Genomic DNA, 26,003 nt, shown 5'->3' with positions numbered 1-26,003 from the left:
GACTCTTCACATTTCCGGCACGTGGCGGCAGTCCACCCCGCGCCTCCGCCCCTTCAGTGCGCGAATTCGCCGGCGCTGCCAAGCCCTTGGCCGACAGTTGCGATGCGGTAGGCTTTTGCCAAGCGCGTCTCGATCGGCTATTCGTGTCGCGTTTCCACTGCGCCGTTGGCGGTATGGCCGTTCGAGCCGGAGGAAGAGGCGTGCTCCGTTTTTGGTCTCACCTGTCGGGTGCCGTCGTGCGCCGCCTCTCCCGTCGCGCAGCGCCGCTGGCGCTCGCGGCGACGCTTTCGGCATCGTTGGTGGCGGCATCGCCCGCCCGCGCCGACATCGGCGCCTATATCGTGGTCGACGTGAACACCGGCATGGTGCTCGACCAGCGCAACGCCTTCCAGAGCTGGTACCCCGCCTCGGTCAGCAAGCTGATGACCGCCTACGTGACGTTCCGCCTGATCCAGAGCGGCCGCATAACGCTGAATTCGCCGGTGACGGTGAGCCAAAACGCGCTCTCCCAGTCGCCGAGCAAGATGGGCTTCAAGGTCGGCACGGTGCTCACCGTCGACAACGCCCTCAAGATGATGATCGTGAAGTCGGCGAACGACATCGCCGTCGCCATCGCGGAATCGACCGCCGGGTCCGAGCCGGCCTTCGTCGCGATGATGAATTCCGAGGCCCACCGCCTCGGCATGACGCGCAGCCATTTCGACAATCCGAACGGCCTGCCGGACGACGGGCAGCTCTCCAACGCCCGCGACCTCGCCGTGCTCGCCACCGCGATCCTGCGCGATTATCCGCAATACAAGGCGCTGTTCGGCATCACCGGCCTCAAGTTCGGCAAGCAGATCATCCGCACCCACAACCGCCTGCTCGAGCGCTATGTCGGTGCCGACGGCATGAAGACCGGCTTCATCTGCAATTCCGGCTTCAACGTGGTGGCGACGGCGACCCGCAACGGCCGCACCCTGCTCACCGTCGTGCTCGGCGCCTACAACACCCGTGAGCGCGACGAATTCGCCGCCCGCGCCCTCGAAATGGCCTTCGAGCAGCCCGGCCGCCGCGGCCCGACGCTCGCCGCCCTGCGCAATCCGCCCGGCATGGGCACCCCGGCGAACCGCAAGGCCTTCGTCTGCGGCCCGAACCGCGCCAAGGCCGGGACGGTCGTCGCCTCGGCCGACCAGGGCGACGACGACGCACCGGGCGAGCTCGGCTACATCGCCAACGGCGACCGCCTGATCCCGACCCGCACCGACGACGGCAAGAGCTATCTGAGCGCGACCCGCATCGTGAAGCCGCCGGTTCCCGTGTTCATCGGCGGGGCGGCCGGCACCGCCGTCGCGTCCGCGACGCCGTTCGACACGACCGGTCCGGCCGCCGGCGCGCGGAAGAAGCAGCCGGCGAAGAGCATCGCGGACCTTACCGCCGCGTCTGCGACCGATGCCTCCTATTCCGGCAGCACCGCAGGGCTGCCCGGTGTCGCGGGCGCCCAGACCGAGGCGATCGCCTCGGCCGCCAAGCCCGGAGTCAGCGTCCCGCTGTCGCTGCTGCCGCCCGCGCTGCTCAATCCCGGCGCCGCCCAATGAGCTCCGAGCCAGACGTCGCCGCCGGTGCCCCGCGCGCCGGCCGAACCCCGATTCCGGTGACAGTGCTGACCGGCTTCCTCGGCGCCGGCAAGACGACCCTGCTCAACCGCCTGCTCGGTGATCCCGCGCTCGCCCACGCCGCGGTGATCGTGAACGAATTCGGCGAGGTCGGGGTCGATCATCTCCTCGTCTCCGCCGCCTCCGACGGCATCATCGAGCTCTCCAACGGCTGCCTCTGCTGCACCGTGCGCGGCGAGCTCGTCAGCACGCTGGAGGACCTGCTGCGCGGCCTCGACAACGGGCGGATCGCCCGCCTCGACCGCGTGGTGATCGAGACCACCGGCCTCGCCGATCCGGCGCCGGTGCTCCACGCCATCATGCTGCATCCCTATCTGGTGATGCGCTTCCGCCTCGACGGCGTCGTCACCGTCGTCGATGCCGTGAACGGCGCCGAGACCCTGGACACCCATATCGAGGCGGTGAAGCAGGTCGCGATGGCCGACCGCATCGTCGTCACCAAGACCGATCTCGCGGCCGAGCGCGGCCTCGACGTGGCGGCACTCCACGCCCGTCTCGCCGCCCTCAATCCCGCCGCGCCGCGCCTCGATGCCGTCCGTGGCGAGGCGACCCTGCCGGCGCTGATCGATTGCGGCCTCTACGACCCCAAGACCAAGATCCCCGATGTCGCCCGCTGGCTCGCCTCGGAACACTACGGGCCTCAGGGTCAGGGCCATCACCACGACCACCATCACGACCACGACCACGGGCACCATCACCACGACCACGATCATGACGACCATCACGGTCACGACGATCACGCTCACGGGCACCACGACCATCACCACGACGTGAACCGCCACGATTCCCGCATCCGGGCGTTCGCGCTGACCACCGAGCGGCCTGTGCCGATGGCCGCCCTCGACATGTTCCTGGAGCTCCTGCGCGCCGGCCACGGCCCGAAGCTCCTGCGCATGAAGGGCATCGTCTGCGTCGCCGAAACGCCGGAGCGGCCCCTGGTGCTGCACGCCGTGCAGCATGTGCTCCATCCGCCGGTGCAGCTCGAGGCGTGGCCCGAAGGCAACCGGACGACGCGGCTCGTGTTTATCACCTGCGATCTGCCGGAGGGCTTCGTCCGCGGCCTGTTCGACGCCTTCACCGGCGTGGTCGCGCCCGATCGGCCCGACGCGGCGGCGCTGATCGACAATCCGCTCGCGGTGCCGGGTCACCGCTTCGGCTGAACCGCCGCTCCCTTCCGCCTCGTGCCGGACCCGAGCGGCCGGCCGAGCGTGTCCGGTTGCCGAGCCATCCGGGGAGGAGAGTGCGATGATCACCATGACGACCATCATCCGCGTCAAGGCCGGCCATGAAGGCGTGCTCGAGCAGGCCTTGGTGGAGACGGCCCGGCGGAGGGAGACGACGGACGCGGTCGTTTCGGTGTCCGTGTCACGCGATTCCGGCGAGCCCACGCTCTTCACGAGCCACCTGCGCGCCAAGGACCGCGCGACGCTCGACCGCTACCTGACATCGCCCGTCGTCACCGACCTGTTCGACCGCATCCAGCCGCTGCTCGAAGGCGACGTCCTGGTGAAGATCGGCGACGAGATCCATGCCACACCGTGACGCGACTTCGTTGCGGCGCAGCACCGGCTTGACCGAAGCGCCCCGGAGGGGCTAGCTCGGCGGCCATGAACACCTCCGCGTCCTTCCCCGCGCCGGTCGCCGTCATCGAAGGCCTGTCCGCGCTGAGCGAGCGTTACGACGCGCTCGTCTGCGATGTCTGGGGCGTCGTGCACAACGGCGTCGAGGCCTACCCGGCCGCCGTCGAAGCCCTGACCCGCTTCCGCAAGGAGCGCGGCGGCATCGTCGTGCTCGTCACCAATTCGCCGCGGCCGCACGGGCCCGTGCTGACCCAGCTCGAGGGCTTCGGCGTCACCGAGGGAGCCTTCGACGCCGTCGTGACCTCGGGCGACGTGACCCACGCGCACCTCGCCCGGATGACGGAGACGCGCGTCTACCACATCGGTCCGGAGCGCGACCTGTCGCTCTACGAGGGGACCAGCTTCACCCTCGCCGACGCCGATGACGCCGAGGTCGTCTGCGTGACCGGGCTCGTCAACGACGAGGTCGAGACGCCGGACGATTATCGCACCCTCCTTGAAGGCTTCGCCGCCCGCCGGCTGCCCCTCGTCTCGGCCAATCCCGACATCGTCGTCGAGCGCGGCTTCAAGATGATCTGGTGCGGCGGCGCTCTCGCCCGCCTCTACGCCGAACTCGGCGGGCCGATCGTGCAGCTCGGCAAGCCCCATGCGCCGATCTACCGGGCCGCGTTCGCCCGCATCAAGGGGATCGCCGGCGCGCCGGTCGCGCCCGAGCGCATCCTCGCGGTCGGCGACGGCCTCCACACCGACATGCGCGGCGCGACCGACCAGGGCATCGACGCCCTGTTCGTCACCGCCGGTATTCATGGCGCCGATTTCGGGGCCATCGAAGCGCCCGACGCCGCCCTCGTGACGCAACGGCTTGCGACCGAGAAGGTCCGGGCCGTCGCCGCGATTCCCTATCTCGCCTGGTGATCGAAGGGCGGCCCGGGTGAGCGCGACAGCGGACGAGCCTCGCGATTTTCATGTGCCGCTGGGCGCGCTGCCGGAGCGGCTCCGTGGCGGCGTCGTCGCCATCGGCAATTTCGACGGCGTCCACCGCGGCCATCAGGCGGTGCTCTCGCTCGCCCGCGACATCGCCCACGCCCACGGACAGCCGACCGCGGCCCTCACCTTCGAGCCGCATCCGCGCTCGCTGTTCCGGCCCGATCAGCCGATCTTCCGCCTCACGCCCCCCCACCTCAAGGGCCGCGTGATCGCCGCGCTCGGCATCGACGGCCTCGTCGTCGCGCCGTTCGACCGCGTGTTCGCCGCGCTGACGGCGGAGGAGTTCGTCGACGAGGTGCTGGTCGGGCGGCTCGGCGTCCGCCACGTGCTGATCGGCTACGATTTCCATTTCGGCAAGGCCCGCGCCGGGTCCCCGGCCTTCCTCGTCGAGGCCGGCGCGCGGCGCGGCTTCGGCGTCTCGATCGCCGAGCCGATGAAGGACGAGAGCGGCGGCCCGATCTCCTCGACGCGGGTGCGCGACGCCCTCTCGACCGGCGATGCGGCGGCGGCGAACGCGCTGCTCGGCTGGCGCTGGCAGACCGAGGCGGAGGTGCGCCACGGCGACAAGCGCGGCCGCGAACTCGGCTATCCGACCGCCAACCTGCGTCTGGCCGACGATTGCGCCCTCGCACTCGGCATCTACACGGTCCGGGTCCGGCTCGACGGCCGCCTTTACGACGGCGTCGCGAGCTTCGGGCGCCGCCCGACCTTCGACAACGGCGCGCCGCTCCTCGAAGTCCATCTGTTCGACTTCAAGGGCGACCTCTACGGCCGGCTGCTCTCGGTCTCGCTGTTCGAATATCAGCGCCCCGAATTGAAGTTCGACAGCCTCGACGCCCTCGTCGCCCAGATGGACCGCGACAGCGCCCGCGCCCGCGCGACCCTCGCGAGCGCCGTCCCGCTCTCCCCCTTGGACGAGACGCTCACCTTCGGGTGAGCGTCGCGAGACGCCGGCGTTGCGCTTTGCGCCGGCCCCCGCTATAAGGCCGGTCTTCGTGGATCGCCCGGCTAAAGGGCATGCCGTGGCGATCCTGAATGCTCAGCGCATCCGACGGATGGACCGCGAGCGGCTCCCGCAAGGGGGGCGTGAGTGTTGTCCTGTGTCCGTCACCATCATTGGAGAGCCAAAGTGCCCAAGCTGAAGACGAAGTCCGGCGCCAAGAAGCGCTTCAAGGTCACCGCCACCGGCAAGGTGAAGGTCCAGCAGGCCGGCAAGCGCCACGGGATGATCAAGCGGACGAAGAAGTTCATCCGCAACGCCCGCGGCACGACCGTGCTCGCCGACGCCGATGCCCGCATCATCAAGAAGAACTTCCTGCCGAACGCCTGAAGTTTTTCCGCGGGTTATCCCTTCACCGAATAACGAGGAGTTATCGCCATGGCGCGCGTGAAGCGGGGCGTTGCTGCCCATGCCAAGCACAAGAAGGTCCTGAAGGCCGCTAAGGGCTTTTATGGCCGTCGCAAGAATACGATCCGGGCCGCGAAGGCTGCGGTCGACAAGAGCATGCAATATGCCTTCCGCGACCGGAAGGCGAAGAAGCGCAATTTCCGGGCCCTCTGGGTTCAGCGCATCAACGCGGCGGTGCGCGAGCACGGCCTGACCTATTCGCGCTTCATCGACGGCCTCAACAAGGCCGGCGTCGAGGTCGACCGGAAGGTTCTGTCGGATCTCGCGATCCGCGAGCCGGCGGCGTTCGCCGCGCTGGTCGAAACCGCGAAGGCCAATATCGTCGCCGCCTGATTTCGATCGGCGCTGCGAGATTGACGGAACGGGCCGCCTTCGGGCGGCTCTTTTCGTTTCGGGGGTGCGGGAGAGACGTCCGGCGCGGCGGGCCGGCTCGCGTCAGCGGCCCGTCTTGGGGCGGCGGATGCGAACATAGAGCGCGCCGGATCCGCCGTGGGCGGCGTGCGCCTCCGAGAAGCCGACGACGAGACCGCGGGCGCCGGGCATCCGCAGCCATTCCGGCACGACCCGCCGCAGCACGCCGCGCTCGGCGGTGAAATCGCCGGCCTCGAAGCGATCCGTCCCGAGCGCGCCCTTCCCCGTGATGACGAGCACCGTCTTGAGCCCGTCCGCCTGGGCGCGGTGCAGGAAATCCATCAGCCGGCGTTTCGCCGCCTCCTGGGTGAGGCCGTGCAGGTCGAGGCGATCGTCGATCGCATGGGTGCCGCGCACAAGGCGCTGCACGGTGCGCCGCTCCAGAGGCGCCAGCGGCGGATGATTGGGAGCGGGCGACTTCGCGGCGGGCTTCCCCGGCGGCGCTGCGGAGATCCGCGGCGGAACAGGTGCCGGCGGCGCGGCAGGACCGGGCACCGGCGCGCGTGCCGGCGATCCTCCGCTCGCATCCCCGGCATCTCCCGACGTGGCGTCCTGGCTCGCAGCATTCTTCGCCGCTCTGCCCCGGCGGGTACTGCGGCGCGGCTTGAGGCGATCGACGCTCTCGGCGACGCGGCGCCAGAGTTCCTCTTCTTCCGGCCGCAGGGTGCGGCGACCGCGCCGGCTCACGGCGCGCACTCCGCAACGCTGCCTTTCGGCACGAGGCGGTAGAGGGTCATCGGGTTCTTGAGGCGGCCGGCGATCCGGCCGGCCTTGTCGCCGGTGCCGACGAAGAGGTCGCCGCGCGCCGCGCCCTTGATGGCCCCGCCGGTGTCCTGGGCGATCACCAGCCGGCGCAGCGGACGGTCGGCGCCGATCGCCGACGGGCGCGTTCCGTCGATCCACAGCGGCGTGCCGAGCGCGGTGAAGGCGGGATCGACGGCGAGGCTGCGCCCGACGGTCAGCGGCACGCCTTCGGTGCCGATCGGCCCTTCGGCGGGCTTCGCTCCCGCGACGATGCGGAAGAAGACGTAGGACGGGTTGGCGTTCATCAAGGCCGGCGCCGCGTCCGGGTGGGCGGCGAGCCAGCCGCGGAGGCGGTCGGCGGTCATGTCCGCCCGCGCGATCTCGCCCCGTTCGATCAGGAGCCGAGCGATCGGCACATAGGGGTGGCCGTTCTTGCCGGCATAGCCGAGCCTGAGCACGGTGCCATCGGCGAGACGGACGCGAACGGACCCCTGCACCTGGGCGAAGAAAGCCTCGATCGGATCGACATAGACGATCTCGAGGCCCTCGCCCCTCAGGGCGCCGGCCTCGATGGCGGCCCGGTCCGGATAGGGCACAAGGGTCCCATCCGCCAGCCGCTGCGCCGCCTTGAGCGCCGGGTCGAACCCGGCCGGGCGCGGCACCGCGGAGCCGAGCGGCACGAGGTCCGGCGGCAGCCGATAGAGCGGGGTCGGGAAGCGCGCTTCTGCCGCGCGCGCGCCGCGAATCTCGGGCTCGTAATATCCGGTGAGGAAGCCCGAGCCCGGCGCGCCGATCCGCGCCGCCGCGAAATGGCGGGCAAAGAAGGCCCGCGCCGCCCGGTTGGTATAGCCGTAGCGCGCCACGGCGATACAGGCGGGGAGTAGGCTGACGCTTCCGACCGCCTTGGCACAGGAGCGGCGGAACGCTTCGAGGGCGAACGCCGGTTCGTCCTGGCGCCAGCCAGGGAGCGAGGCGAGGCGCACAGCACAGTCCGGCCCAGCGCCGGGCGGCGGCCGAGACGCCTCGGCCGCGAACGCGGACGCACCGGCGATGAGCGCCATGCCGCCCGCGAAAGCGGCGACCGCACGGCGCCGGCCTGCGGGGATCATTCCAGGGATTCGGTCGCGACGAGCTTCCAGTTCGGATCGCGCTGGCTGACGTCGCGGGCGAAGGTCCAGCGGTCCGCGATGTCGTTGACGCTCGCCGGGTCGCCGGCGACGATGGTGTCGTCCTTGGCGCGTGTCACGGAGATGAGCTGGCTCTTGAAGAGCACCGTGACGTGGGCAGTGCCGTCCTTCAGGGCGGCGTCCACGATCTCCGCCTTCCCGATGCCGACGAAGGTCTGCTCGACCTTTTCGCCGCGCGATTCGCGGTCGGCGATCACCCCGGCGAAGCCGTCGAACACCTCTCGGGCGAGGAGTGGTTTGAGCGCCTTGCGGTCGCCTGCGGCGAAGGCGGTCACGATCATCTCGTAGGCCATCTTCGCACCGGTGACGAAGCGATCGGGATCGAATGCGGGATCGGAGGCGAGGATCGCCTCGAGACCTGTGCGCAGCGGCGTGCCCTCCGATGCCATGCGCGCGATCTTCTCGCCCGCCTCGCGGCCGGAAACTTCCGGGGCCTCGGGCTGACGGGCCGTCGGGAACTGCGTGACGACGCCATCGCGCGGCGCTGGCGCCGCATCGTTCGCCGGCGCCTGGTTCGGAGACTGGCCCGGCGCTGGCCCGGTCTGGCGGCGCGCGAAGGGATCGACAGGCGGCCGCTCGTTCCCGGTCCGACGGCCGAGTACGCTCCGGAGCCTGAGCAGGATCACGACCGCCAGCACCAGGAAGATGATGTTGTAGATGTCGAAGATCTCACCCATCGTGCCTCACCGGTTCGCCGGACGGGGCCGATGCCTGGCCCGCTCGCAAATCCGCCCGAGTCCCGCCCTCGGCCGGACCCTTCTCATGTAGGCCTCCTTCAAGCAGCATAAAGGCATGGAGACAAGCCGTCTCGCCCGATCCGCCCCGTTCCGCCGCTCCGCTGCGCGAAAAAGCCCGAATCCGGTGGCGAATTTCGGTTGTGCACCCAAATAGGGTAACGGCCGCACCTATTCGAAGGACCTCAGACGCGCGATGCGCCCGATCCCTTTCCTGCCCGTTGTTCTGTTCGGGTTGCCGATCCTCGAGATCGCCGTGTTCATCCTGGTCGGGCGGGAGATCGGCGTTCTGCCGACGCTCGCGCTCGTCATCCTGTCGGGCTTCGTCGGCCTCAGCCTCCTGAGGTCCCAGGGGCTCGATATCCTGCGGCAGATCCAGGCCGAACTCGACGCGGGACGGATGCCCGGCGAGGCCGTGTTCCACGGAGCGCTGGTGGTCGCCGCCGGTCTTCTCCTCATCCTCCCCGGCTTCGTCAGCGACATCGTCGGCATCGCCCTGTTTCTGCCGCCGGTTCGCGCCGCGATCTGGCGGATGCTGCGCCGGCGCGTCGAGGTCGTCGTCATGGAAACGAGGGCGCCACGCCAGGATGGCTACGACCGCCCGGTGGTCGATCTCGATGCGGAGGATTATGGGCGGCGCGACGGCGGCGCGCCCGGCACGCCCTGGCGGCGCCTGCCGCCGAACTGAGCCGCGGTCGATTGGACGGGGACAGGCGGACGTGCTAGCGAGCGGTGCGGCCGGACCGACACGTTCGACCGAACCTCTTCAACGCGGCTGAGCCGATCTCCGGCCCGGCGCCGAACCGACCCGAGCGGACCCGATGAGCGACACCGAGAACGGCGGCGTGACCGCCCCGCCCTCCATCAACGTGCTGGCGCAGTACCTCAAGGATTTCTCGTTCGAGAATCCGAAGGCGCCGCTCTCGCTGCAGCCGCGCCAGCAAGCCCCCGCGATCACGGTCAACGTCAACGTCAATGCCCGCGCCCTCTCCGAGGCGGACATCGAGGTGACGCTGCTGCTCGACGCTCGCGCCGGCTCGGAAGACGACGTCGTGTTCCACACCGAGATCGCCTATGCCGGCATCTTCCGCATCCAGAACGTGCCGGGGGAACACCTCCAGCCGCTCGTCATGATCGAGTGCCCGCGTCTTCTGTTCCCGTTCGCGCGTCAGATCGTCGCGGACGCGACCCGCAACGGCGGTTTCCCCCCGCTCCTGATCGATCCGATCGATTTCGTCGCGCTCTATCAGCAGAACATCCAGCGCGCCCAGGCGGCCGCCGTCGCCGCCGGCGCCCCGAACTGATCCGCCGCGGCGCCTCGCGGCCCGCGCGCACGACGACCCCGCACCATCATCGAGCCGGCCCGAGCCTTCAGGCCGGCTCGTATTTTTTCCAGAGGGCGGCCTCGCCCAGCGTCGCGACGAAGGCGGCGTGGGCGATCTCCTCCTGGGGCGTGACGAAGGAGGGCAGCGGCGCCGGGCGCTGGCGGGCGTGAGCCGGCTTGAGCGGGCCCGTCGCGCGGCCGCCGCCGGGCGCACCGCTCTCGCCGGCGAGGCCGAGCGCCGCCTGCCGGCCGCCGAGCAGTTCGAGATAGACCTCGGCAAGGAGTTCGGCGTCGAGCAAGGCGCCGTGCTTGGTGCGCGACGAATTGTCGATCTTGTAGCGCGAGCAGAGCGCATCGAGGGAGTTCGGCCCCGCCGGGTGCTTGCGTCGCGCGATCTGGAGCGTGTCGATCACTCGGTCCGCGCCGATGGCCGGCCGGCCGAGCCGCCCGAGCTCCATGTTGATGAAGCCCATATCGAAATCGGCATTGTGGATGACGAGGGTCGCCTCGCCGAGGAAGGTCAGGAAATCGTCTGCGACCTCGGCGAAACGCGGCTTGTCGGCGAGAAATTCGCCCGACAGTCCGTGCACCGCGAAGGCCTCGGCCGGCATGTCGCGCTCGGGATTGATGTAGGCGTGATAGGAGCGGCCGGTCGGGAAGCCGTTGACGAGTTCGACGCCGCCGAGTTCGACGAGGCGATCACCGCCGCGGGCATTGAGCCCCGTCGTTTCCGTGTCGAACACGATCTCGCGCATCAGCCCGCCCTCGCTTCGAGACAATCACCGGCCCGGTGCGGCCGTTGTCGGCGCAGGCGCCACGCCCGGCAAGGCGTCGCGGCGCCTTTTCCCCTGCATTCCGGCGAGCGTGCGCAACAAGGCCGCGACCTGACGCCGGGTCGCCTCCAGCGGCCCGCTGGTGTCGACGACGAAATGGCTGCGTCGGCGCTTCTCGTCGTCCGGCATCTGGCGGGCGAGCACGGCGGCGAGGCGCTCCGCGGTCATGCCCGGACGGCGCAGCACACGGTCGCGCTGCACCGCTGCCGGGGCGGAGACGGTGGCGATCGCATCGACGCGGCCCTCGGCCCGGATCTCGAACAGAAGCGGAATGTCGAGCACGACGACGCGATGGCCGGTGGCGCGGGCAGCGGCGAGAAAATCGATCTCGGCCCTCGCGACCAGCGGGTGGACGAGCGCCTCGAGCCGTTTCATCGCCGCGTCGTCGCCGAACACGAGCCGGCCGAGCGTCCCCCGATCGACGACACCGTCGACCACCGTCCCGGGAAAGGCGGCCTCGATCAGCGGCACGGCGGCGCCTGCATAGAGCCGATGCACCACCGCATCGGCGTCGTTCACCGGGACGCCGCGGGCACGGATCATGCCGGCGACCGTAGACTTGCCCATGCCGACCGAACCGGTGAGGCCGAGAACGATCATCCGCGCGGCCCTTTCCTGGCGCCGAGAGGCCGGTCGCTCCTCGCCGAAGCCCGGCCTCGTCCCTTCGTTTCGTCCGTCGTACGTCTTCCCCGGCCGTGTCAGGCGAAGGTCGCGAGAACCTCGGCCCGCAAGGCGGCGTCGACGGTCGGCCGTACCCCGAACCAGCGCTCGAAGCCCGGCACCGCCTGATGCAGCAGCATGCCGAGCCCATCCACCACTGGGTTTCCCCGCGCCCGAGCCAGGGCGAGCAGCGGCGTCTCGAGCGGCACATAGACGATATCGGTGACGAGCGCCGCCGGATCGAGGGGCGTGAGGTCGATGTCGAGCGGCGGCGAGCCGTTCATGCCGAGGGACGTCGTGTTGACGACGAACCGCGCCGTCTCGAGGAGCTTCGGCAGGTCTTCGTAACCATGGGCGGAGGCGACCGGCGCCAAGCCGGTCAGGAGCGCTGCGCGGTCGAGCGTGCGGTTGACGATCGCGATCGGCGCAAAGCCTCGCGAGGCGAGGCCGTGGATCACCGCCCGCGCCGCGCCGCCGGCGCCGAGCACAATGGCCGGGCCGGGATCGGCATCCCACCCGGGCGCGCCCTCGTCGAGATTGGCGAGGAAGCCTTCCACGTCGGTGTTGGTGCCGTAGAGCCGGCCGTTCTCCACCCAGAGCGTATTCGCCGCGCCGAGCGCGGCGGCGACGGGTTCGAGCGCGTCGCAGGCGCGGGCGGCGAGCTCCTTGTGGGGCACCGTGACGTTGAGCCCGGCGAAGTCGCCCCGCGCGAGGGTCGCGAAGAAGGCCTCCGCCCCGTCGGGGGCGACTGGCACCCGCTCATACGATCCGGCGATTCCGTGCTTCGCGAGCCAACGGCCGTGGATGATGGGCGAACGCGAATGGGCGACCGGCCATCCGGCGACGCCGGCGCGCGGTCCGCTCCGGATGGCATCGGTCCCGCTCATGCGCGCAGATTTCCGGTGGCGCGCAGCCGCTCGGCGAGCGGCAGCATCGGCAAGCCGAGAATGGTGAAGAAGTCGCCATCGATCGCGCTGAAGAGCTGCACGCCGAACCCCTCGAGCTGATAGGCGCCGACACTGCCGAGCACGCTGTCGCCGACCCGGTCGAGATAATCGGCGAGGAAGTCCTCGCTGAAGGGGCGCATGGTGAGTTTCGCCGTCGAGACGTGGCTCCACGTCACGGCCCCGTCTTCGACGATGACGACCGCCGAATGGAGCGCGTGGGTCTTGCCGCGCAACGCCCGGAGCTGGTCGGCGGCCGCCTCGCGGCTCTCCGCCTTGTTGAAGCGGTGGCCTTCGAGATCGAGGGTCTGATCGCAGCCGATCACGAGCGCATCGGATCGGCGGCGGGCGACGGCGAGGGCCTTCTCCTCGGCGAGACGCAGGGCGATGGTGTCGGGCGCCGATCCAGACGCCAGGAGCGGCAGTTCGAGCACGCGTTCATCGAGGTCGGCGGGCTCCGCCTCGAAGGCGATGCCGGCTTCGGCAAGGAGACGGCCTCGGGCGCTCGACCGCGAGGCGAGAACGATCGGACGGATCACGCGGGGTCCTTCCTGGGAGGGGTCCGGGCCCACCGTATCCGAACTGCGGGAGACGACGAGGCGGAGTGGCCGGCGATACCACCGACGACCCTTCGAATGTGTGTTTTCCATGAAGGCGTTTATCGCCCGGTCTCGGCCAGGGCGGCAAGACGGACGCGATGTTCCTTGAGCAGGGCGATGATGGCGGCCGCCGTCTCCTCGATCGAGCGGCGGGTGACGTCGATGATCGGCCAGCCGTGTTCGCTACACAGCCGGCGGGTCAGGGCAACCTCCTCGGCGATGGCGTGGCGATCGACATAACTCGTTGAACGCGGGTCGGCGTTCAGAGTCAAAAGCCGGTGTTCGCGGATCTGCGCGATGCGCTCCGGGCTCGCGATGAGGCCGACGACGAGCGGCCGCTTGGCGCGGAAGAGCTTGGGCGGCAACGGGATCGCCGGCACGATCGGGATGTTGGTCGCCTTGACGCCGCGGTTCGCGAGATAGATCGACGTCGGCGTCTTCGATGTCCGGCTCACTCCGACGAGGACGACCTCCGCCTCCTCGAGATCCTCGGGAAGCGCCCCGTCATCGTGCATCAGCACGAAATTGAGGGCGTCGATTCGCTTGAAATAATCCGCGTCGAGCTGATGCTGGCCTCCGACCCGGGGCATCTGCGGCATATTCAGATAGGACTGAAACATGCGGATTACCGGATCGAGCACGTCGGCGCACGGCAGGCCGAGATCGCGGCAGGTCCGCACCAGCCGTTCCGTCATCTCCGGATTGATCATGGTATAAAGCACCATGCCGGGTGAGGCCTCGATATCGGCCAGCACGCGGTCGAGCTGCTTGTCGGAGCGCACCAGCGGATAGAAATGCTCGATCGCCTCGACGTCGTCGTAGCGGGCGACCGTCGCACGCGCCACCATGCTCAGCGTCTCGCCCGTCGAATCCGACACGAGATGCAGATGGAAGAAGGTCGGCACGGCGTTCTCCTCGTCATCATCCACAGCGCTGTGGACGCGCGTGGACATCTCGGGCAGCCGGACGGCGTCGGAGCGCCGTCCTGAGGATGACCCGCGATTTCTCAACAGAGCTTCCTTAACGGGTCCGGGTTATCCAGGACACGTGAATTTCGGGGAGAGAGCCCCATCCTCAGACTCTCTCCCCGTTCATAAGTTTGGGATAATCTGTCGGCAATGCAGACGGGTATTGGGTACAAGCCTTTGGCGAAACGAGCGAAATCGTCGAGAACGTGGCGCCTGGGTATAAGTCGGCCAGCCCTGTGGTCATTCTGCCGACGGGCCGGCGGAACGCGACGTCCAATTGTGAACGGCCGTTAATCCCCTTAATCAACCGTTAAGAAACATTAACAAACCCTTAAAGAAGGATTCCTTAAGATGGAGATGGGTGGAAAGTCCGCCGTCCCTGAGAGCCGGCCGACAGTCCCGCTCCTCGAGGCTCTGAAGGGGGGACATAGCCGTGTGCCGCCGATGTGGCTGATGCGCCAGGCGGGTCGTTATCTCCCGGAATATCGGGCGATCCGGGAAAAGGCGAAGAGCTTCCTCGATTTCTGCTACCAGCCTGAGCTCGCCACCGAGGCGACGCTCCAGCCGATCCGCCGTTTTGGTTTCGATGCGGCGATCATCTTCTCCGACATCCTGGTCATCCCGGATGCCCTCGGGCAGCCCGTCAAGTTCGTCGAGGGCGAAGGCCCCCGGCTCGAGCCGCTGCCGCTCGGGGCAGTGAGTGGGCTCGACCGCGGGCGGCTCACCCCGCATCTCGAACCGGTCTACACGGCGCTCCGGGAGGTCAGGAGCGCCCTGGCGCCCGAGACGGCTCTCATCGGCTTCGCCGGGGCGCCGTGGACGCTGGCGACTTACATGGTGGCCGGGAGAGGCACACCCGACCAGGCTTTCGTCCGCAAGGCGGCCTATGCCGAGCCGGAGCGCTTCCAGACCTTGATCGACGTCCTCGTCGAGGCGGTGTCCGAGCACCTCGTCAACCAGGCGAAGGCCGGGGCGGATGCTCTGCAGATCTTCGACAGTTGGGCGGGCAATCTCGACGGCGACGCGTTCATGCGCTGGACGGTTGCGCCGATCGCCGAAATCGTGCGCCGCGTGAAGGCGGCCGCGCCCGGGGTGCCGATCATCGGCTTTCCACGCGGCGGCGGCACCCGGCTGATGGCGTTCGCCCGGGAAACCGGCGTCGATGCCGTCGGGCTCGACTGGACGGTGTCCCTCAACACGGCCGCTGTGCTCCAGCACTCGGTGCCTGTGCAGGGCAATCTCGATCCGCTGCGGCTCGTCGTCGGCGGCCGCGCGCTCGACGAAGCGCTGGACGAGATCATGACGGCGCTTGCCGGAGGGTCCTTCGTGTTCAATCTCGGTCACGGCATCCTGCCGGAGACGCCGATCGCCCACGTCGAGCGGATGATCGCGCGGGTCCGGCGCGGTCAGCAATGAGCCGGGCGGGGCACGCCCTCTGAAACGGTCATCGGTGGCGCCGGGACGGAAACCGGTGCCGCGTACGGGAGACGGCAATGAGCGATCTCTACGGCTGGCTCAAGATCCTGCACATCCTCTCGCTGATCGCGTGGATGGCGGCGATGTTCTATCTCCCGCGCCTGATGGTCTACCACGCCGATGCCGCGCCGGGCTCGGACAAGGCCGAGACCTTCAAGGTGATGGAACGCCGCCTCCTCAAGGCGATCGCGACGCCGGCGATGATCGCGACCTGGGTCTTCGGTCTCCTCCTCGCTTGGCAGGGCGGCTGGTTCGTGTCCGGATGGCTCCACGCCAAGTTGCTCTTGGTGCTGATCCTGTCGGGTGTGCACGGCTATCTCGCCGGGGCGGTGCGCCGGTTCGCGGCCGACGCGAACACCAAATCCGCCCGATTCTATCGAATTCTCAACGAGGTTCCGACGGTCCTCCTGATCGGCATCGTGATCCTCGTCGTGCTGAAGCCGTTCTGAGGCGCGACCCCCGCGCCGCGAGGCGCTGGAATTTGTGTTCCGTTCTCGCCGATGTGGTCTTGCCGCGTCGGCACGAAGCGACTATGTTCCGGGCGTCCTCATTCGAGGCGGACAGGAGCCCGCGCGGACCAGTTGCTTGAGACTGGCTTTCGTCGCCTGAGGCGCCAGACCGGACTTTTCCGTTTCCGTTCGAGATCCGCCCCCATTCCCCCAATCCCCTCCGACCTGTGAAACGGGTCAGACCTGCCGCGCTTTCAAGGAACAATTCATGCGGGAGATGAAGCTTCAGGAGCTCAAGTCGAAGACTGCGACCGAACTGCTCGTCTTTGCCGAGGAGCTCGAGGTCGAAAACGCTTCGACCATGCGCAAACAGGAGCTGATGTTCGCGATCCTGAAGCAGCTCGCTGCCCGCGAAGTCGAGATCGTCGGCGAGGGCGTCGTCGAGGTGCTCCAGGACGGGTTCGGCTTCCTACGCTCGCCCGACGCGAACTATCTGCCCGGCCCGGACGACATCTACGTCTCGCCCTCGCAGATCCGCCGCTTCTCGCTGCGCACCGGTGACACCGTCGAGGGCATGATCCGTAGCCCCAAGGAAGGCGAGCGTTATTTCGCCCTCCTCAAGGTCAACACGATCAACTTCGAAGATCCCGACAAGGCGCGCCACAAGGTCCACTTCGACAATCTGACCCCGCTCTATCCCGACGAGCGGTTCAAGATGGAGATCGCGGACCCGACGAAAAAAGACATCTCGGCGCGCGTGATCGATCTCGTCGCGCCGCTCGGCAAGGGCCAGCGCGCCCTGATCGTGGCGCCGCCGCGCACCGGTAAGACGGTGCTCCTCCAGAACATCGCGCACTCGATCACCTCGAACCATCCCGAGTGCTACCTGATCGTGCTCCTCATCGACGAGCGTCCGGAAGAAGTGACGGACATGCAGCGCTCGGTGAAGGGCGAGGTCATCTCGTCGACCTTCGACGAGCCGGCCGCCCGTCACGTCCAGGTCGCCGAGATGGTGATCGAGAAGGCGAAGCGGCTCGTCGAGCACGGGCGCGACGTCGTCATCCTGCTTGATTCGATCACCCGCCTCGGCCGCGCCTACAACACGGTCGTGCCGTCGTCCGGCAAGGTGCTGACCGGCGGTGTCGACGCCAACGCCCTGCAGCGCCCGAAGCGCTTCTTCGGCGCGGCGCGCAACATCGAGGAAGGCGGCTCGCTGACGATCATCGCGACCGCACTCGTCGACACCGGCAGCCGCATGGACGAAGTGATCTTCGAAGAGTTCAAGGGCACCGGCAACTGCGAGCTCATCCTCGACCGCAAGGTCTCGGACAAGCGCGTGTTCCCGGCGATGGACATCCAGCGCTCGGGCACCCGCAAGGAAGAGCTCATCGTGCCGCCGGACCAGCTCAAGAAGACCTACGTCCTGCGCCGTATCCTCAATCCGATGGGCACGGTGGACGCGATCGAGTTCCTCCTCGACAAGCTGCGCCAGACGAAGTCGAACCAGGAATTCTTCGATTCGATGAACACCTGACGCGTTGGATCGCGTCGCGGTTTCACGTGGAACGGCCCGGGCCTCGCCCGGGCCGTTTGCGTTTGGCGACCCGCTCTCGGCGCGGAAGGAGCGTTTCGTGCGCCTTTGATTTCGCTCAAGGCGAGCGGTGCGCGGCGGTAGTCGAATGGAAGCCAGAAAAAGAAGGAGCGGCGCCGCCACCGTCCGGGTTCCGGCGCCCCCTCGGAAGGAGGAGCTTTCATCATGGCCATTCGTCCGACCACTTGGTTCGTCGTCGCCGACGAAGCGCATGCCCGCATTCTCGTTCTCCACCACGGCGTGTTTGCGCCGGTGGAGACCCTGACCCACGGGCACCACCACATGCCGAAGCAGCTCGCCGAGCAGATCAACACCGCCGATGCCGACGGCGCGTTCCAGTGCCTCGTGCTCGTCGCGCTGCCGAAGGCACTCGCCGAGATCAAGGAAGGCCTGCATCCCGGCACGAAGGCGAAGATCGTCGATGAACTCGCGAAAGATCTCACCCATATGGCGGAGGGCGAGTTGCGGGATCGGCTCGCGATGCTGGGGCTCGTGCCGCATCATGCCTGATGGGTCGCACCGCGATCGGCATTGATCCAGACGAAGCGCGACGTGCCTCGCGGGTGGGCCACATCTGTGGGCGAGGTGGCGACGCAGCCCCGGTCGGAGACGGCCGGGGCTTCGTCTTGAGAGACGGCGGACACAGGGAGCGAGGCTGCGTGTGGCTGGCAATCGCCGTCCCGGTCGGCGTCCAGGCTCTTCGCGGCGATCCAGAGCCAGAGCTTGCGGTCAATCGATAGCGCGACAATATATATATTAAAAGTTGTATATCGAGCGTACCATCCGCAATTCGGGAGCGATTTGGAGCCCCGTCAGCGGCAAAATCGGGAGCGGTCTGGGTGATCGGACGGCCGATCCGAAACGGCCGCCCTTGACTCTCTGAATCACGGCGAGCGGCGTCCACCTTTCAGCGACGGTCCCGATGTCTCCGAAATGCGGTCTCGACGCGTCTCGGGACGAATCTCACCCTCGAAGCGCCTCGGCGAGCGCGTCCGGCTCCGAGATCGGCAGTGAGCACGCCCCGTCGCGGCAGACATAGGCCGTCGCGCGGCCCGCGATCGCCGTCTTGCCAGCGGCCGGATGTCCCTCGGGCACTCCCTCGCGCACGATCGCGAACGAGCGGCCGAGACGAGGCGCGCGTTCGACCCGTGCGGCGAGGTGCCGTGCACCGGCCGCATCGTCGCCGGCGATAATGACGACCTGCTCCGCGGCGAGGCGTGTGTCGAGCGCATTGAGGAGGCCGGCGTGGCCGAACACGTTCGCGCGGATCTCGCCGGCGAAATGAGCGACCAGCGCGTCCGCCTTCGCCCGGTAATCGTCGTTGCCCGTCGTCAGCCAGAGACCGACCAGGGCATCGGCGACGAGGGCGTTGCCGCTCGGCGTCGCCTCGTCGATCGCTCCGGCGAGGCGGACGAGAAGGGTTTCCGCATCGTCGGCGACGAGGGCATAGGCGCCGCCCGGCAGGCGATGGTGGGCGTCGAGCACGGCGGCCCAGCGTTCCGCGCGGGCGATGAGGCCCGCCTCTGCGGTCGCCGCATGGAGCGAGAGGGCGGCACGGATCATCGCGCCATAATCGGTGGAGAGCCCGGGGAAGGTGCGCCGGCCGGCCCGCGCGGCGTGCCCCAGGCGGTCGCCGTCGCCGAGCAGGTTCACGATCCCGTCGAAGGCGCGGCGCGCCATCGCGATATAGTCGGGCCGCTCGAGGATGCGCCCGGCCTCCGAGAGGCCGAAGATGGTGAGGCCGTTCCAGTCGGCGAGCATCTTGTCGTCGCGGCCGGGCCAGGGCCGCGTCGCCCGGGTGGTGTAGAGGGCGGCGCGCATGGGGGCGAGGCGCTCCTCGTCCGTCGCGCTCGGGAAGCCTCCGGAGAGGCGGTTCGGGATCGAACGGCCCTCGAAATTGCCCTTCGGCGTAATGTCGTAGGCTTGGGCGAAGACGTCCGCCTCGGCCCCGAGGACGGCCTCGATCTCCGGCGGGGTCCAGAGATAGAAGCGCCCCTCCTCACCTTCCGAATCCGCGTCGTAGCTCGCGGCGAAGGCACCCTCCTCCGCGATCATCTCGCGGCCGAGCCACGTCACCGTTTCCTCGATGCGGCGGCGGAAGCCCTCCTCCCCCGTCGCGGCAAAGGCGTGGGCGAGGAGGCCGAGGAGCTGACCGTTGTCGTAGAGCATCTTCTCGAAGTGCGGCACGAGCCACTTCGCATCGACGGAATAGCGCGCATAGCCGCCGCCGATGTGATCGTAGATCCCGCCGTTCGAGAGGCGCTCGAGGGTGCGCACGACATGGTCGCGGAAGGCCGTATCGCCGGTCCGGCGGAACGCCCGCCAGTGCAGTTCGAGCAGGCTCGCCTGGGGGAATTTCGGCGCGCCGCGGGTGCCGCCGTTGACCGGATCGGCGATCGAAAGGAGTTCGCGGGCGGCTTGATCGAGGACGTTGCGGTCGATCGCGGCGCCGGGACGCGGCTCGGCCGACAGCGCCGCGCGCAGCGCCGTGGCGTTGTGGGAGACCGCCTCGCCCTTCGCCGCATAGGTCTTGGCGACCGCCTCGATCATCTCGACGAAGCCGGGCCGGCCATAACGCGGTTCGGGCGGGAAGTAGGTGCCGCCCCAGAACGGCTCGCCCTCGGCGGTGAGGAACATCGTGAGCGGCCAGCCGCCCTGCTCGCCGAGCGCATGGAGCGCATTCATGTAGATCTGGTCGATCTCCGGACGCTCCTCTCGGTCGACCTTGATGTTCACGAAGAGGCGGTTCATCACCGCCGCGACGGCTGGGTTCTCGAAGCTCTCGTGGGCCATCACATGGCACCAATGGCAGGCGGCGTAGCCGACCGAGAGCAGCACCGGCTTGCCGAGCGCCCGCGCTTCGGCAAACGCCGCCTCGCCCCAGGGACGCCAATGGACCGGGTTGTCGGCGTGCTGGATGAGATAGGGACTGACCTCGCCAGCGAGCAGGTTCGCAGCCGGCCAGCCGTTTTCGGCCTCACGCTCTCGGGTCGGATCGGTCATGGTCAACTCCGCTTGCCGCTCGGGGCATCGTCTTCAGGCGCGCAGTCTAGCCGCAGTGCGTGACCGCGCGTGCATCGATAGACGAAACGCCCGAACGACGGCGATGATCCGTGGCGCCCGGGAGACGGCGAAGGTCACGCGCCAATTCCGTTTCGCGCCGCCGCGGGGTAGGGATCGGCGGGTCCGTGTCGGTGCCGGACCAACGGGAATGAGAGGGGCGCCCATGAGCGGAGAGAGCACGATCGCAGCCTTGTCGAGTGGGGCGGTGCCGTCGGCGGTCGCCGTGGTCCGTCTCTCCGGACCGGCGAGCGGTCCGGTCCTGGCGGGCCTGATCGGCGGCCCGCTGCCGGCGCCGCGGCGGGCGAGCCTGAGGCGTCTGCGCCGCCCCGAGACGGGGGCGCTGATCGATCGCGCCGTGGTGCTCTGGCTGCCGGGGCCGGAGACGGCGACCGGCGAGGACATGGTCGAACTGCACCTCCACGGCGGTCGCGCGGTGGTGGCCGCTGCCCTCGATGCGGTGACCGCGCACCCGGACGTGCGGCTCGCCGAGGCGGGCGAGTTCACCCGCCGCGCCTTCCTCGCCGGCCGGATGGACCTCGCCGAGGTCGAGGGCCTCGCCGACCTTCTCGCCGCGGAAACGGAGGCGCAGCGCCGCCAGGCGGTGGCCCAGGCGGACGGCGCCCTCTCCCGCCGCATCGCCCATTGGCGCGCTCAGGCCCTGGAGGCCCGTGCGCTGATCGAAGCGGGCCTCGATTTCACCGACGAGGACGATGTGGACGAGCGGGCGGAGGCGGGGGCGCTGGCGATTGCGGCGGCGCTCGCCGGGGATCTGAAGCGGGCGCTCGACGACGGCCACCGGGCGGAGCGTCTGCGCGAGGGGTTTCGCGTGGCGCTGATGGGGCCGCCGAATGCGGGCAAATCGAGCCTGATGAACGCGCTGGCGCGCCGCGAGGTGGCGATCGTCACCGCCGAGGCGGGGACGACCCGGGACGTCATCGAGGTCCATCTCGATCTCGGCGGCTGGCCCGTCCTGATCCTCGACACCGCGGGCATCCGCGAAGCCGAGAGCCTCGCCGAGCGCGAGGGGGTCCGGCGGGCCATCGCTCACGGCGAGGTGGCCGATCTGGTGCTCTGGCTCGACCCGGCCGACGGCGGGGCGATCGAGCCTCCATCGGCTCTGGCGGCGCGGCCGGGCTTTCGGCGCGTGCTCAGCAAGACCGATCTCGCTCCGGCCGGCCGCCGGACCCGGGGCCATGCCTTTACCGTCTCGGCGGCGACCGGGGCCGGTGTCGGCGACCTCCTCGAGGGCCTCGCATTGGCGGCGGCGGAGGGGCTCGCCGGCGGCGAATCCGGGCTCGTCACCCGGGCGCGCCACCGCGCGGCGATTGCCGACGCGGTTGCCGCGATCGGCCTCGCCCACTCGGCGAAAGGCTCGGAACTGAAGGCCGAGCACCTCCGCCGGGCGGCGGACGCGCTCGGCGCGGTGATCGGCGCGATCGGCGTGGAGGACGTTCTCGGCGCCATCTTCTCGACCTTCTGCATCGGGAAGTGAGCTGGGGCCGCCCGCGGCTGCGGCCAGGGCCGCGCGATCCATCGAATTGCGCGGAGGCCGGCAAGGTCTCGTTAACGGACCGCGCAGGTTTGCCTGTTTCACGTGAAACAGGCGAGGCCGGATCATTGGATCCCAAGGCGCGACACACCGGATGGCGGGAAGGTTCGAGGGAAAGGCCACGCTTCGGACGTGGACCGCCGCGAGCCAAATCCGAATCCGTTGTGATTGGCTTTGGGAGCCGGGACGCGATCCGGGTCCGTCCGGGGTCGCAGCGGCGGTATTTGGGGCGCTGCACGGGCAATTCGGCTCACATCCCGTCCGCACTCCATCTCGCAACCCGCCCCTGTTTCACGTGAAACAGTCGGCGCTTTGACTCGGCCCCCGCCCTCGGCTACACCGTGCCATCATTTGCAGCGGAATCGCCGGGAGGTCGCCTTGTCGCGGCTCTATGACGTCGTCGTGGTCGGAGGGGGACATGCGGGCTGCGAAGCGGCCGCCGCCGCCGCGCGCGCCGGCGCCCGCACCGCGCTCCTCACCCAGAAGGCCGACTCGATCGGCGTGATGTCGTGCAATCCCGCGATCGGCGGGCTCGGCAAGGGTCATCTCGTCCGCGAGATCGACGCCCTCGACGGCCTGATGGGCCGAGTCGCCGATCAGGCCGGCATCCAGTTCCGCCTGCTCAACCGGCGCAAGGGTCCGGCGGTGCAAGGCCCCCGCGCCCAGGCCGACCGCAAGCTCTACCGCGCCGCCATGCAGCGGGCGATCGCCGAGACCGAGAACCTCACCGTCGTCGAGGCCGACGTCACCGGCCTCGTCGTCGCGGACGGCCGCGTCGTCGCCGTCACCGCGAGCGACGGCCGGCGCTTCGACACCGGCGCCGTCGTGCTCACCACCGGCACCTTCCTCAACGGCCTCATTCATATCGGCGAGCGCAAGATCGCGGCGGGCCGTATCGGCGAGCCGCCCTCGATCGGGCTGTCGGCGAGCCTCGCCGCGCTCGGGCTCCGGCTCGGTCGCCTGAAGACCGGCACGCCGCCGCGCCTTGACGGCCGCACCATCGATTGGGCCGGTCTCGACGTGCAGCCGGGCGACGATCCGCCGGTGCCGTTCTCGGCGCTGACGACGCGGATCACCACGCCTCAGGTGCCCTGCCACATCACCCGCACCACTGAGGCGACCCACGCCGCGATCCGCGCGAACCTGCATCGCTCGGCGATGTATTCCGGCGAGATCGCGAGCCGGGGCCCGCGTTATTGCCCGTCGATCGAGGACAAGATCGTCCGCTTCGGCGATCGCGACGGCCATCAGATCTTCCTCGAGCCGGAAGGCCTCGACGACCCGACTATCTATCCGAACGGCATTTCAACGTCGCTGCCGGAGGACGCCCAGCGCGCGCTGATCGCGACGATCCCCGGCCTCGAGCGCGCGGAGATCCTGCGCCCCGGCTACGCCATCGAATATGACCACGTCGATCCGACCGAGCTGAAGCCGACGCTCGAGACGAAGGCCTGCCGCGGCCTCTTCCTCGCCGGCCAGATCAACGGCACGACGGGCTACGAGGAGGCCGGCGCCCAGGGCCTCGTCGCCGGGCTCAATGCGGCGCGGGTCGCCGGCGGCGGCGAAGGCGTTACGATCGGGCGCGACGAAGCCTATCTCGGCGTCATGATCGACGATCTCGTCACCCGCGGCGTCACCGAGCCCTATCGGATGTTCACCTCGCGGGCCGAGTTCCGCCTCAAGCTCCGCGCCGACAACGCCGACGAGCGGCTGACGGCGCGCGGCGTCGCGCTCGGCCTCGTCAAGGCGGAGCGCGCGGCGGCGTTCGAAGCCCGCCTCGCCGCCCTCGCCGATGCCCGGCGTCTGCTCGGCGAGCTGAGCCTCACCCCGCAGGAGGCGGCCCGCCACGGCCTCGCCCTCAACCGCGACGGCGTGCGGCGCACCGCCTTCGATCTCCTGTCCTATCCGGACATCACCTGGGACCGGCTCGCCGCCGTGTGGCCGGCGCTCGGGGCCATCGCGCCCGGCATCGCCGAGATCGTCGAGACCGATGCCCGCTATGCGGTCTATCTCGATCGGCAGGCCGCGGACATCGCCGCTCTGAAGCGCGACGAGGGCGTGCGCCTGCCGGACGATCTCGATTATGTCGCCCTCCCCGGCCTCTCCAACGAACTGCGCCAGCGCCTCGCCGCCGTGAAGCCGGCGACCCTCGGGCAGGCCGGTCGCATCGAGGGCATGACGCCGGCGGCGCTGACCCTCCTCCTCGCCCATGCCCGCAAGCGTGCCGCGGACCGCGACCTTCATGCCGCGTGACGCCCGGCCGCCCCTCGACGACGTCTCGGTCGTCACCGAGACGGTCCCGCTGACGCCGGCGATCGCGGCGCGGCTCACGACCTATGTCGACCTGCTGCACCAATGGCAGCGGGCGAAGAACCTGGTCGGCCCGGGCACGCTCGACGAGGTGTGGCGCCGCCATGTCCTCGACAGCACCGGCGCGCTCGCCGCCCTGCCCACGGCGCGGCGCTGGGTCGATCTCGGCTCCGGTGCGGGCTTTCCGGGCATGGTGACGGCGATCCTGTTGTCGGAGACGGCGGGCGCCCAGGTCGACCTCGTCGAGTCGAACGCCCGCAAGGTCGCCTTCCTGAAGACGGTCGCGCGCACCACCGCCGCGCCCGCCCGCGCCCATGCCGCCCGCATCGAGGACGTCGTCGCCGGCCTCGCCGCGGACCGGACGGCACCGGTCGAGGCGGTGTCGGCGCGGGCTCTCGCGCCGCTCGACCGCCTCCTCGCGCTCGCGGCGCCCCTGATGCTCGCCGGGGCGGCGGGAATCTTCCACAAAGGCCGCGATCTCGCCCGCGAAGTCGAAGAGGCGCGTGCCCATTGGCGCTTCGATCTGGTAGAACATCCGAGCCGGTCCGATCCCGAGGGCCGCATCGTCGTCGTGCGAGATCTCGCACCGCTCGAACGGGGATGAAGCGATGATGGCCGATTCCGATACCGCCTTTGCGCCGGGTGCCGCTCACGACGCCCTGCCCCGCTCGCCCCGCGTCCTCGTCGTCGCCAACCAGAAGGGCGGCGTCGGCAAAACGACGACGGCGATCAATCTCGGCACGGCCCTCGCGGCGATCGGCGAGACCGTGCTGATCGTCGATCTCGATCCCCAGGGCAACGCCTCGACCGGTCTCGGCATCGAGCGCAAGGACCGCCGCGTCTCGACCTACGACGTGCTGATCGGCGATGCGCCGCTCGCCGGCGCGGTCTTGGAGACCGCGGTGCCGCGGCTCTATCTCGCCCCCTCCACGCTCGACCTGCTCGGGCTCGAGCTCGAAATCGCGAGCGAGCGCGACCGCGCCCATCGCCTGCGCAAGGCGATCGCCCAGCACGCGTCGCGCGGCGAAGGCCCGGCCTTCACCTATGTGCTGCTCGATTGCCCGCCGTCGCTCAATCTTCTGACCATCAATGCGATGAGTGCGTCCCACGGCGTTCTGGTGCCGCTGCAATGCGAGTTCTTCGCCCTCGAAGGCTTGAGCCAACTCCTCAAGACCGTCGATCAGGTGCGCCAGGCCTTCAATCCCGAGCTCGCGATCCACGGCGTGGTGCTGACCATGTACGACGCCCGCAACAACCTCGCCAATCAGGTCGTTGCCGACGTGCGCGACCATATGGGCGAGAAGGTCTACGAGACGGTGATCCCGCGGAACGTGCGCCTCAGCGAGGCGCCGTCCTATGGCAAGCCCGCCTTGCTCTACGATCTGCGCTGCGCCGGCAGCCAGGCCTATCTCCGTCTCGCGTCCGAGATCATTCAGCGCGAGAAGCGGCTCAAGGCGGTCGCCGCCTGATCGCGAGAAATTGCGATTTATTATTTTAAATCAAAGACTTGATTGATTTTACGGCCGTCGGC

General features: G+C 69.2%; 26 protein-coding genes. 17 read left to right on the top strand and 9 right to left on the bottom strand.

Annotated elements, in window-relative coordinates; genetic code table 11:
* The first annotated feature begins 200 nt into the window (after window positions 1-200).
* The 7 genes from F0357_RS24105 to rplT all read left to right on the top strand — a co-directional run bounded on the left by F0357_RS24105 (window position 201) and on the right by rplT (window position 5,963).
* Window positions 201-1,577 (top strand): D-alanyl-D-alanine carboxypeptidase family protein, encoded by a 1,377-nt coding sequence (locus F0357_RS24105; protein WP_312861527.1) that lies wholly within the window; start codon window positions 201-203, stop codon window positions 1,575-1,577.
* Complete coding sequence (locus F0357_RS09585) at window positions 1,574-2,815, top strand: CobW family GTP-binding protein (protein WP_153480300.1); 1,242 nt, start codon at window positions 1,574-1,576, stop codon at window positions 2,813-2,815. The genes F0357_RS24105 and F0357_RS09585 overlap by 4 nt, the downstream gene beginning before the upstream one ends.
* Before the next feature lie 85 nt (window positions 2,816-2,900).
* Entirely contained in the window at window positions 2,901-3,197 is a 297-nt protein-coding gene (locus tag F0357_RS09580; protein WP_153480296.1) for an NIPSNAP family protein, read from the top strand.
* A 65-nt stretch (window positions 3,198-3,262) separates the two neighbouring features.
* Window positions 3,263-4,150 carry a TIGR01459 family HAD-type hydrolase gene (locus tag F0357_RS09575; protein ID WP_153480292.1) on the top strand — a complete coding sequence of 296 codons (888 nt, stop codon included), beginning with the start codon at window positions 3,263-3,265 and terminating at the stop codon, window positions 4,148-4,150.
* 16 nt (window positions 4,151-4,166) lie between these two features.
* Window positions 4,167-5,159, top strand: a complete 993-nt coding sequence (locus tag F0357_RS09570) for a bifunctional riboflavin kinase/FAD synthetase (RefSeq protein ID WP_312861526.1) — start codon at window positions 4,167-4,169, stop codon at window positions 5,157-5,159.
* 192 nt (window positions 5,160-5,351) lie between these two features.
* Entirely contained in the window at window positions 5,352-5,552 is a 201-nt protein-coding gene (gene rpmI, locus F0357_RS09565) for a 50S ribosomal protein L35 (RefSeq protein WP_312861525.1), read from the top strand.
* 48 nt (window positions 5,553-5,600) lie between these two features.
* Entirely contained in the window at window positions 5,601-5,963 is a 363-nt protein-coding gene (gene rplT, locus F0357_RS09560; RefSeq protein ID WP_153480289.1) for a 50S ribosomal protein L20, read from the top strand.
* Between the two features lie 102 nt (window positions 5,964-6,065).
* On the opposite strand, the gene F0357_RS25185 is transcribed toward rplT, so the two are convergent.
* The 3 genes from F0357_RS25185 to F0357_RS09545 all read right to left on the bottom strand — a co-directional run bounded on the left by F0357_RS25185 (window position 6,066) and on the right by F0357_RS09545 (window position 8,649).
* Window positions 6,066-6,410, bottom strand: coding sequence for a Smr/MutS family protein (locus tag F0357_RS25185; RefSeq protein ID WP_312861524.1), 345 nt, complete (start codon window positions 6,408-6,410; stop codon window positions 6,066-6,068).
* 314 nt (window positions 6,411-6,724) lie between these two features.
* The gene (gene mltA / locus F0357_RS09550) at window positions 6,725-7,894 is read right to left on the bottom strand and encodes a murein transglycosylase A (protein ID WP_246161417.1); all 1,170 of its coding nucleotides are present in this window, start codon (window positions 7,892-7,894) and stop codon (window positions 6,725-6,727) included.
* Complete coding sequence (locus tag F0357_RS09545) at window positions 7,891-8,649, bottom strand: Tim44/TimA family putative adaptor protein (protein WP_153480285.1); 759 nt, start codon at window positions 8,647-8,649, stop codon at window positions 7,891-7,893. Before F0357_RS09545 ends, mltA begins: the two co-directional genes overlap by 4 nt.
* Window positions 8,650-8,902: 253 nt before the next feature.
* Here F0357_RS09545 and F0357_RS09540 point away from each other — a divergent pair, with 253 nt between their 5' ends.
* Both F0357_RS09540 and secB read left to right on the top strand, forming a co-directional pair.
* The gene (locus F0357_RS09540) at window positions 8,903-9,394 is read left to right on the top strand and encodes an FxsA family protein (protein ID WP_153480279.1); all 492 of its coding nucleotides are present in this window, start codon (window positions 8,903-8,905) and stop codon (window positions 9,392-9,394) included.
* 133 nt (window positions 9,395-9,527) lie between these two features.
* The gene (gene secB, locus F0357_RS09535; RefSeq protein ID WP_153480277.1) at window positions 9,528-10,010 is read left to right on the top strand and encodes a protein-export chaperone SecB; all 483 of its coding nucleotides are present in this window, start codon (window positions 9,528-9,530) and stop codon (window positions 10,008-10,010) included.
* A gap of 67 nt (window positions 10,011-10,077) precedes the next feature.
* Here secB and dnaQ read toward each other — a convergent pair whose 3' ends face one another.
* The 5 genes from dnaQ to F0357_RS09510 all read right to left on the bottom strand — a co-directional run bounded on the left by dnaQ (window position 10,078) and on the right by F0357_RS09510 (window position 14,019).
* Entirely contained in the window at window positions 10,078-10,785 is a 708-nt protein-coding gene (dnaQ, locus tag F0357_RS09530; RefSeq protein WP_153480275.1) for a DNA polymerase III subunit epsilon, read from the bottom strand.
* A gap of 24 nt (window positions 10,786-10,809) precedes the next feature.
* On the bottom strand, window positions 10,810-11,463 hold the full coding sequence (gene coaE / locus F0357_RS09525) for a dephospho-CoA kinase (protein WP_153480273.1): 654 nt from the start codon (window positions 11,461-11,463) through the stop codon (window positions 10,810-10,812).
* 98 nt (window positions 11,464-11,561) lie between these two features.
* A complete protein-coding gene (locus tag F0357_RS09520; RefSeq protein WP_153480271.1) occupies window positions 11,562-12,410 on the bottom strand; it encodes a shikimate dehydrogenase in 849 nt (282 codons plus the stop codon).
* Window positions 12,407-13,003, bottom strand: coding sequence for a Maf family protein (locus F0357_RS09515; protein ID WP_312861696.1), 597 nt, complete (start codon window positions 13,001-13,003; stop codon window positions 12,407-12,409). The genes F0357_RS09520 and F0357_RS09515 overlap by 4 nt, the downstream gene beginning before the upstream one ends.
* Window positions 13,004-13,125: 122 nt before the next feature.
* Window positions 13,126-14,019 carry a pyruvate, water dikinase regulatory protein gene (locus tag F0357_RS09510; RefSeq protein ID WP_153480265.1) on the bottom strand — a complete coding sequence of 298 codons (894 nt, stop codon included), beginning with the start codon at window positions 14,017-14,019 and terminating at the stop codon, window positions 13,126-13,128.
* A 372-nt stretch (window positions 14,020-14,391) separates the two neighbouring features.
* Here F0357_RS09510 and hemE point away from each other — a divergent pair, with 372 nt between their 5' ends.
* The 4 genes from hemE (at window position 14,392) to F0357_RS09490 (ending at window position 18,060) form a co-directional block, all read left to right on the top strand.
* On the top strand, window positions 14,392-15,450 hold the full coding sequence (gene hemE, locus F0357_RS09505) for a uroporphyrinogen decarboxylase (RefSeq protein WP_153486558.1): 1,059 nt from the start codon (window positions 14,392-14,394) through the stop codon (window positions 15,448-15,450).
* A 77-nt stretch (window positions 15,451-15,527) separates the two neighbouring features.
* The gene (gene hemJ / locus F0357_RS09500) at window positions 15,528-15,959 is read left to right on the top strand and encodes a protoporphyrinogen oxidase HemJ (RefSeq protein ID WP_153480258.1); all 432 of its coding nucleotides are present in this window, start codon (window positions 15,528-15,530) and stop codon (window positions 15,957-15,959) included.
* A gap of 268 nt (window positions 15,960-16,227) precedes the next feature.
* Window positions 16,228-17,493: a transcription termination factor Rho gene (rho, locus tag F0357_RS09495; RefSeq protein WP_153480249.1), complete on the top strand. Its 1,266-nt coding sequence runs from the start codon at window positions 16,228-16,230 to the stop codon at window positions 17,491-17,493.
* 222 nt (window positions 17,494-17,715) lie between these two features.
* Window positions 17,716-18,060 (top strand): host attachment protein, encoded by a 345-nt coding sequence (locus F0357_RS09490; RefSeq protein ID WP_153480240.1) that lies wholly within the window; start codon window positions 17,716-17,718, stop codon window positions 18,058-18,060.
* A 453-nt stretch (window positions 18,061-18,513) separates the two neighbouring features.
* On the opposite strand, the gene F0357_RS09485 is transcribed toward F0357_RS09490, so the two are convergent.
* A complete protein-coding gene (locus F0357_RS09485) occupies window positions 18,514-20,553 on the bottom strand; it encodes a thioredoxin domain-containing protein (RefSeq protein ID WP_153480237.1) in 2,040 nt (679 codons plus the stop codon).
* Window positions 20,554-20,776: 223 nt separating this feature from the next.
* On the opposite strand from F0357_RS09485, the gene mnmE reads away from it, so the two are divergent.
* The 4 genes from mnmE to F0357_RS09465 all read left to right on the top strand — a co-directional run bounded on the left by mnmE (window position 20,777) and on the right by F0357_RS09465 (window position 25,941).
* Entirely contained in the window at window positions 20,777-22,105 is a 1,329-nt protein-coding gene (mnmE, locus tag F0357_RS09480) for a tRNA uridine-5-carboxymethylaminomethyl(34) synthesis GTPase MnmE (RefSeq protein WP_153480234.1), read from the top strand.
* Window positions 22,106-22,540: 435 nt separating this feature from the next.
* The gene (gene mnmG, locus F0357_RS09475; RefSeq protein ID WP_153480230.1) at window positions 22,541-24,415 is read left to right on the top strand and encodes a tRNA uridine-5-carboxymethylaminomethyl(34) synthesis enzyme MnmG; all 1,875 of its coding nucleotides are present in this window, start codon (window positions 22,541-22,543) and stop codon (window positions 24,413-24,415) included.
* Complete coding sequence (rsmG, locus tag F0357_RS09470) at window positions 24,405-25,076, top strand: 16S rRNA (guanine(527)-N(7))-methyltransferase RsmG (protein ID WP_153480220.1); 672 nt, start codon at window positions 24,405-24,407, stop codon at window positions 25,074-25,076. The genes mnmG and rsmG overlap by 11 nt, the downstream gene beginning before the upstream one ends.
* Before the next feature lie 7 nt (window positions 25,077-25,083).
* Window positions 25,084-25,941, top strand: a complete 858-nt coding sequence (locus tag F0357_RS09465; RefSeq protein WP_246161620.1) for a ParA family protein — start codon at window positions 25,084-25,086, stop codon at window positions 25,939-25,941.
* The last annotated feature ends 62 nt before the right edge of the window (window positions 25,942-26,003 follow it).

The organism is Segnochrobactrum spirostomi, assembly GCF_009600605.1.
Classification (GTDB): domain Bacteria; phylum Pseudomonadota; class Alphaproteobacteria; order Rhizobiales; family Segnochrobactraceae; genus Segnochrobactrum; species Segnochrobactrum spirostomi.
Note: the sequence above shows the minus strand (reverse complement) of the source record. Positions and strands in the feature narration are given on the sequence as shown.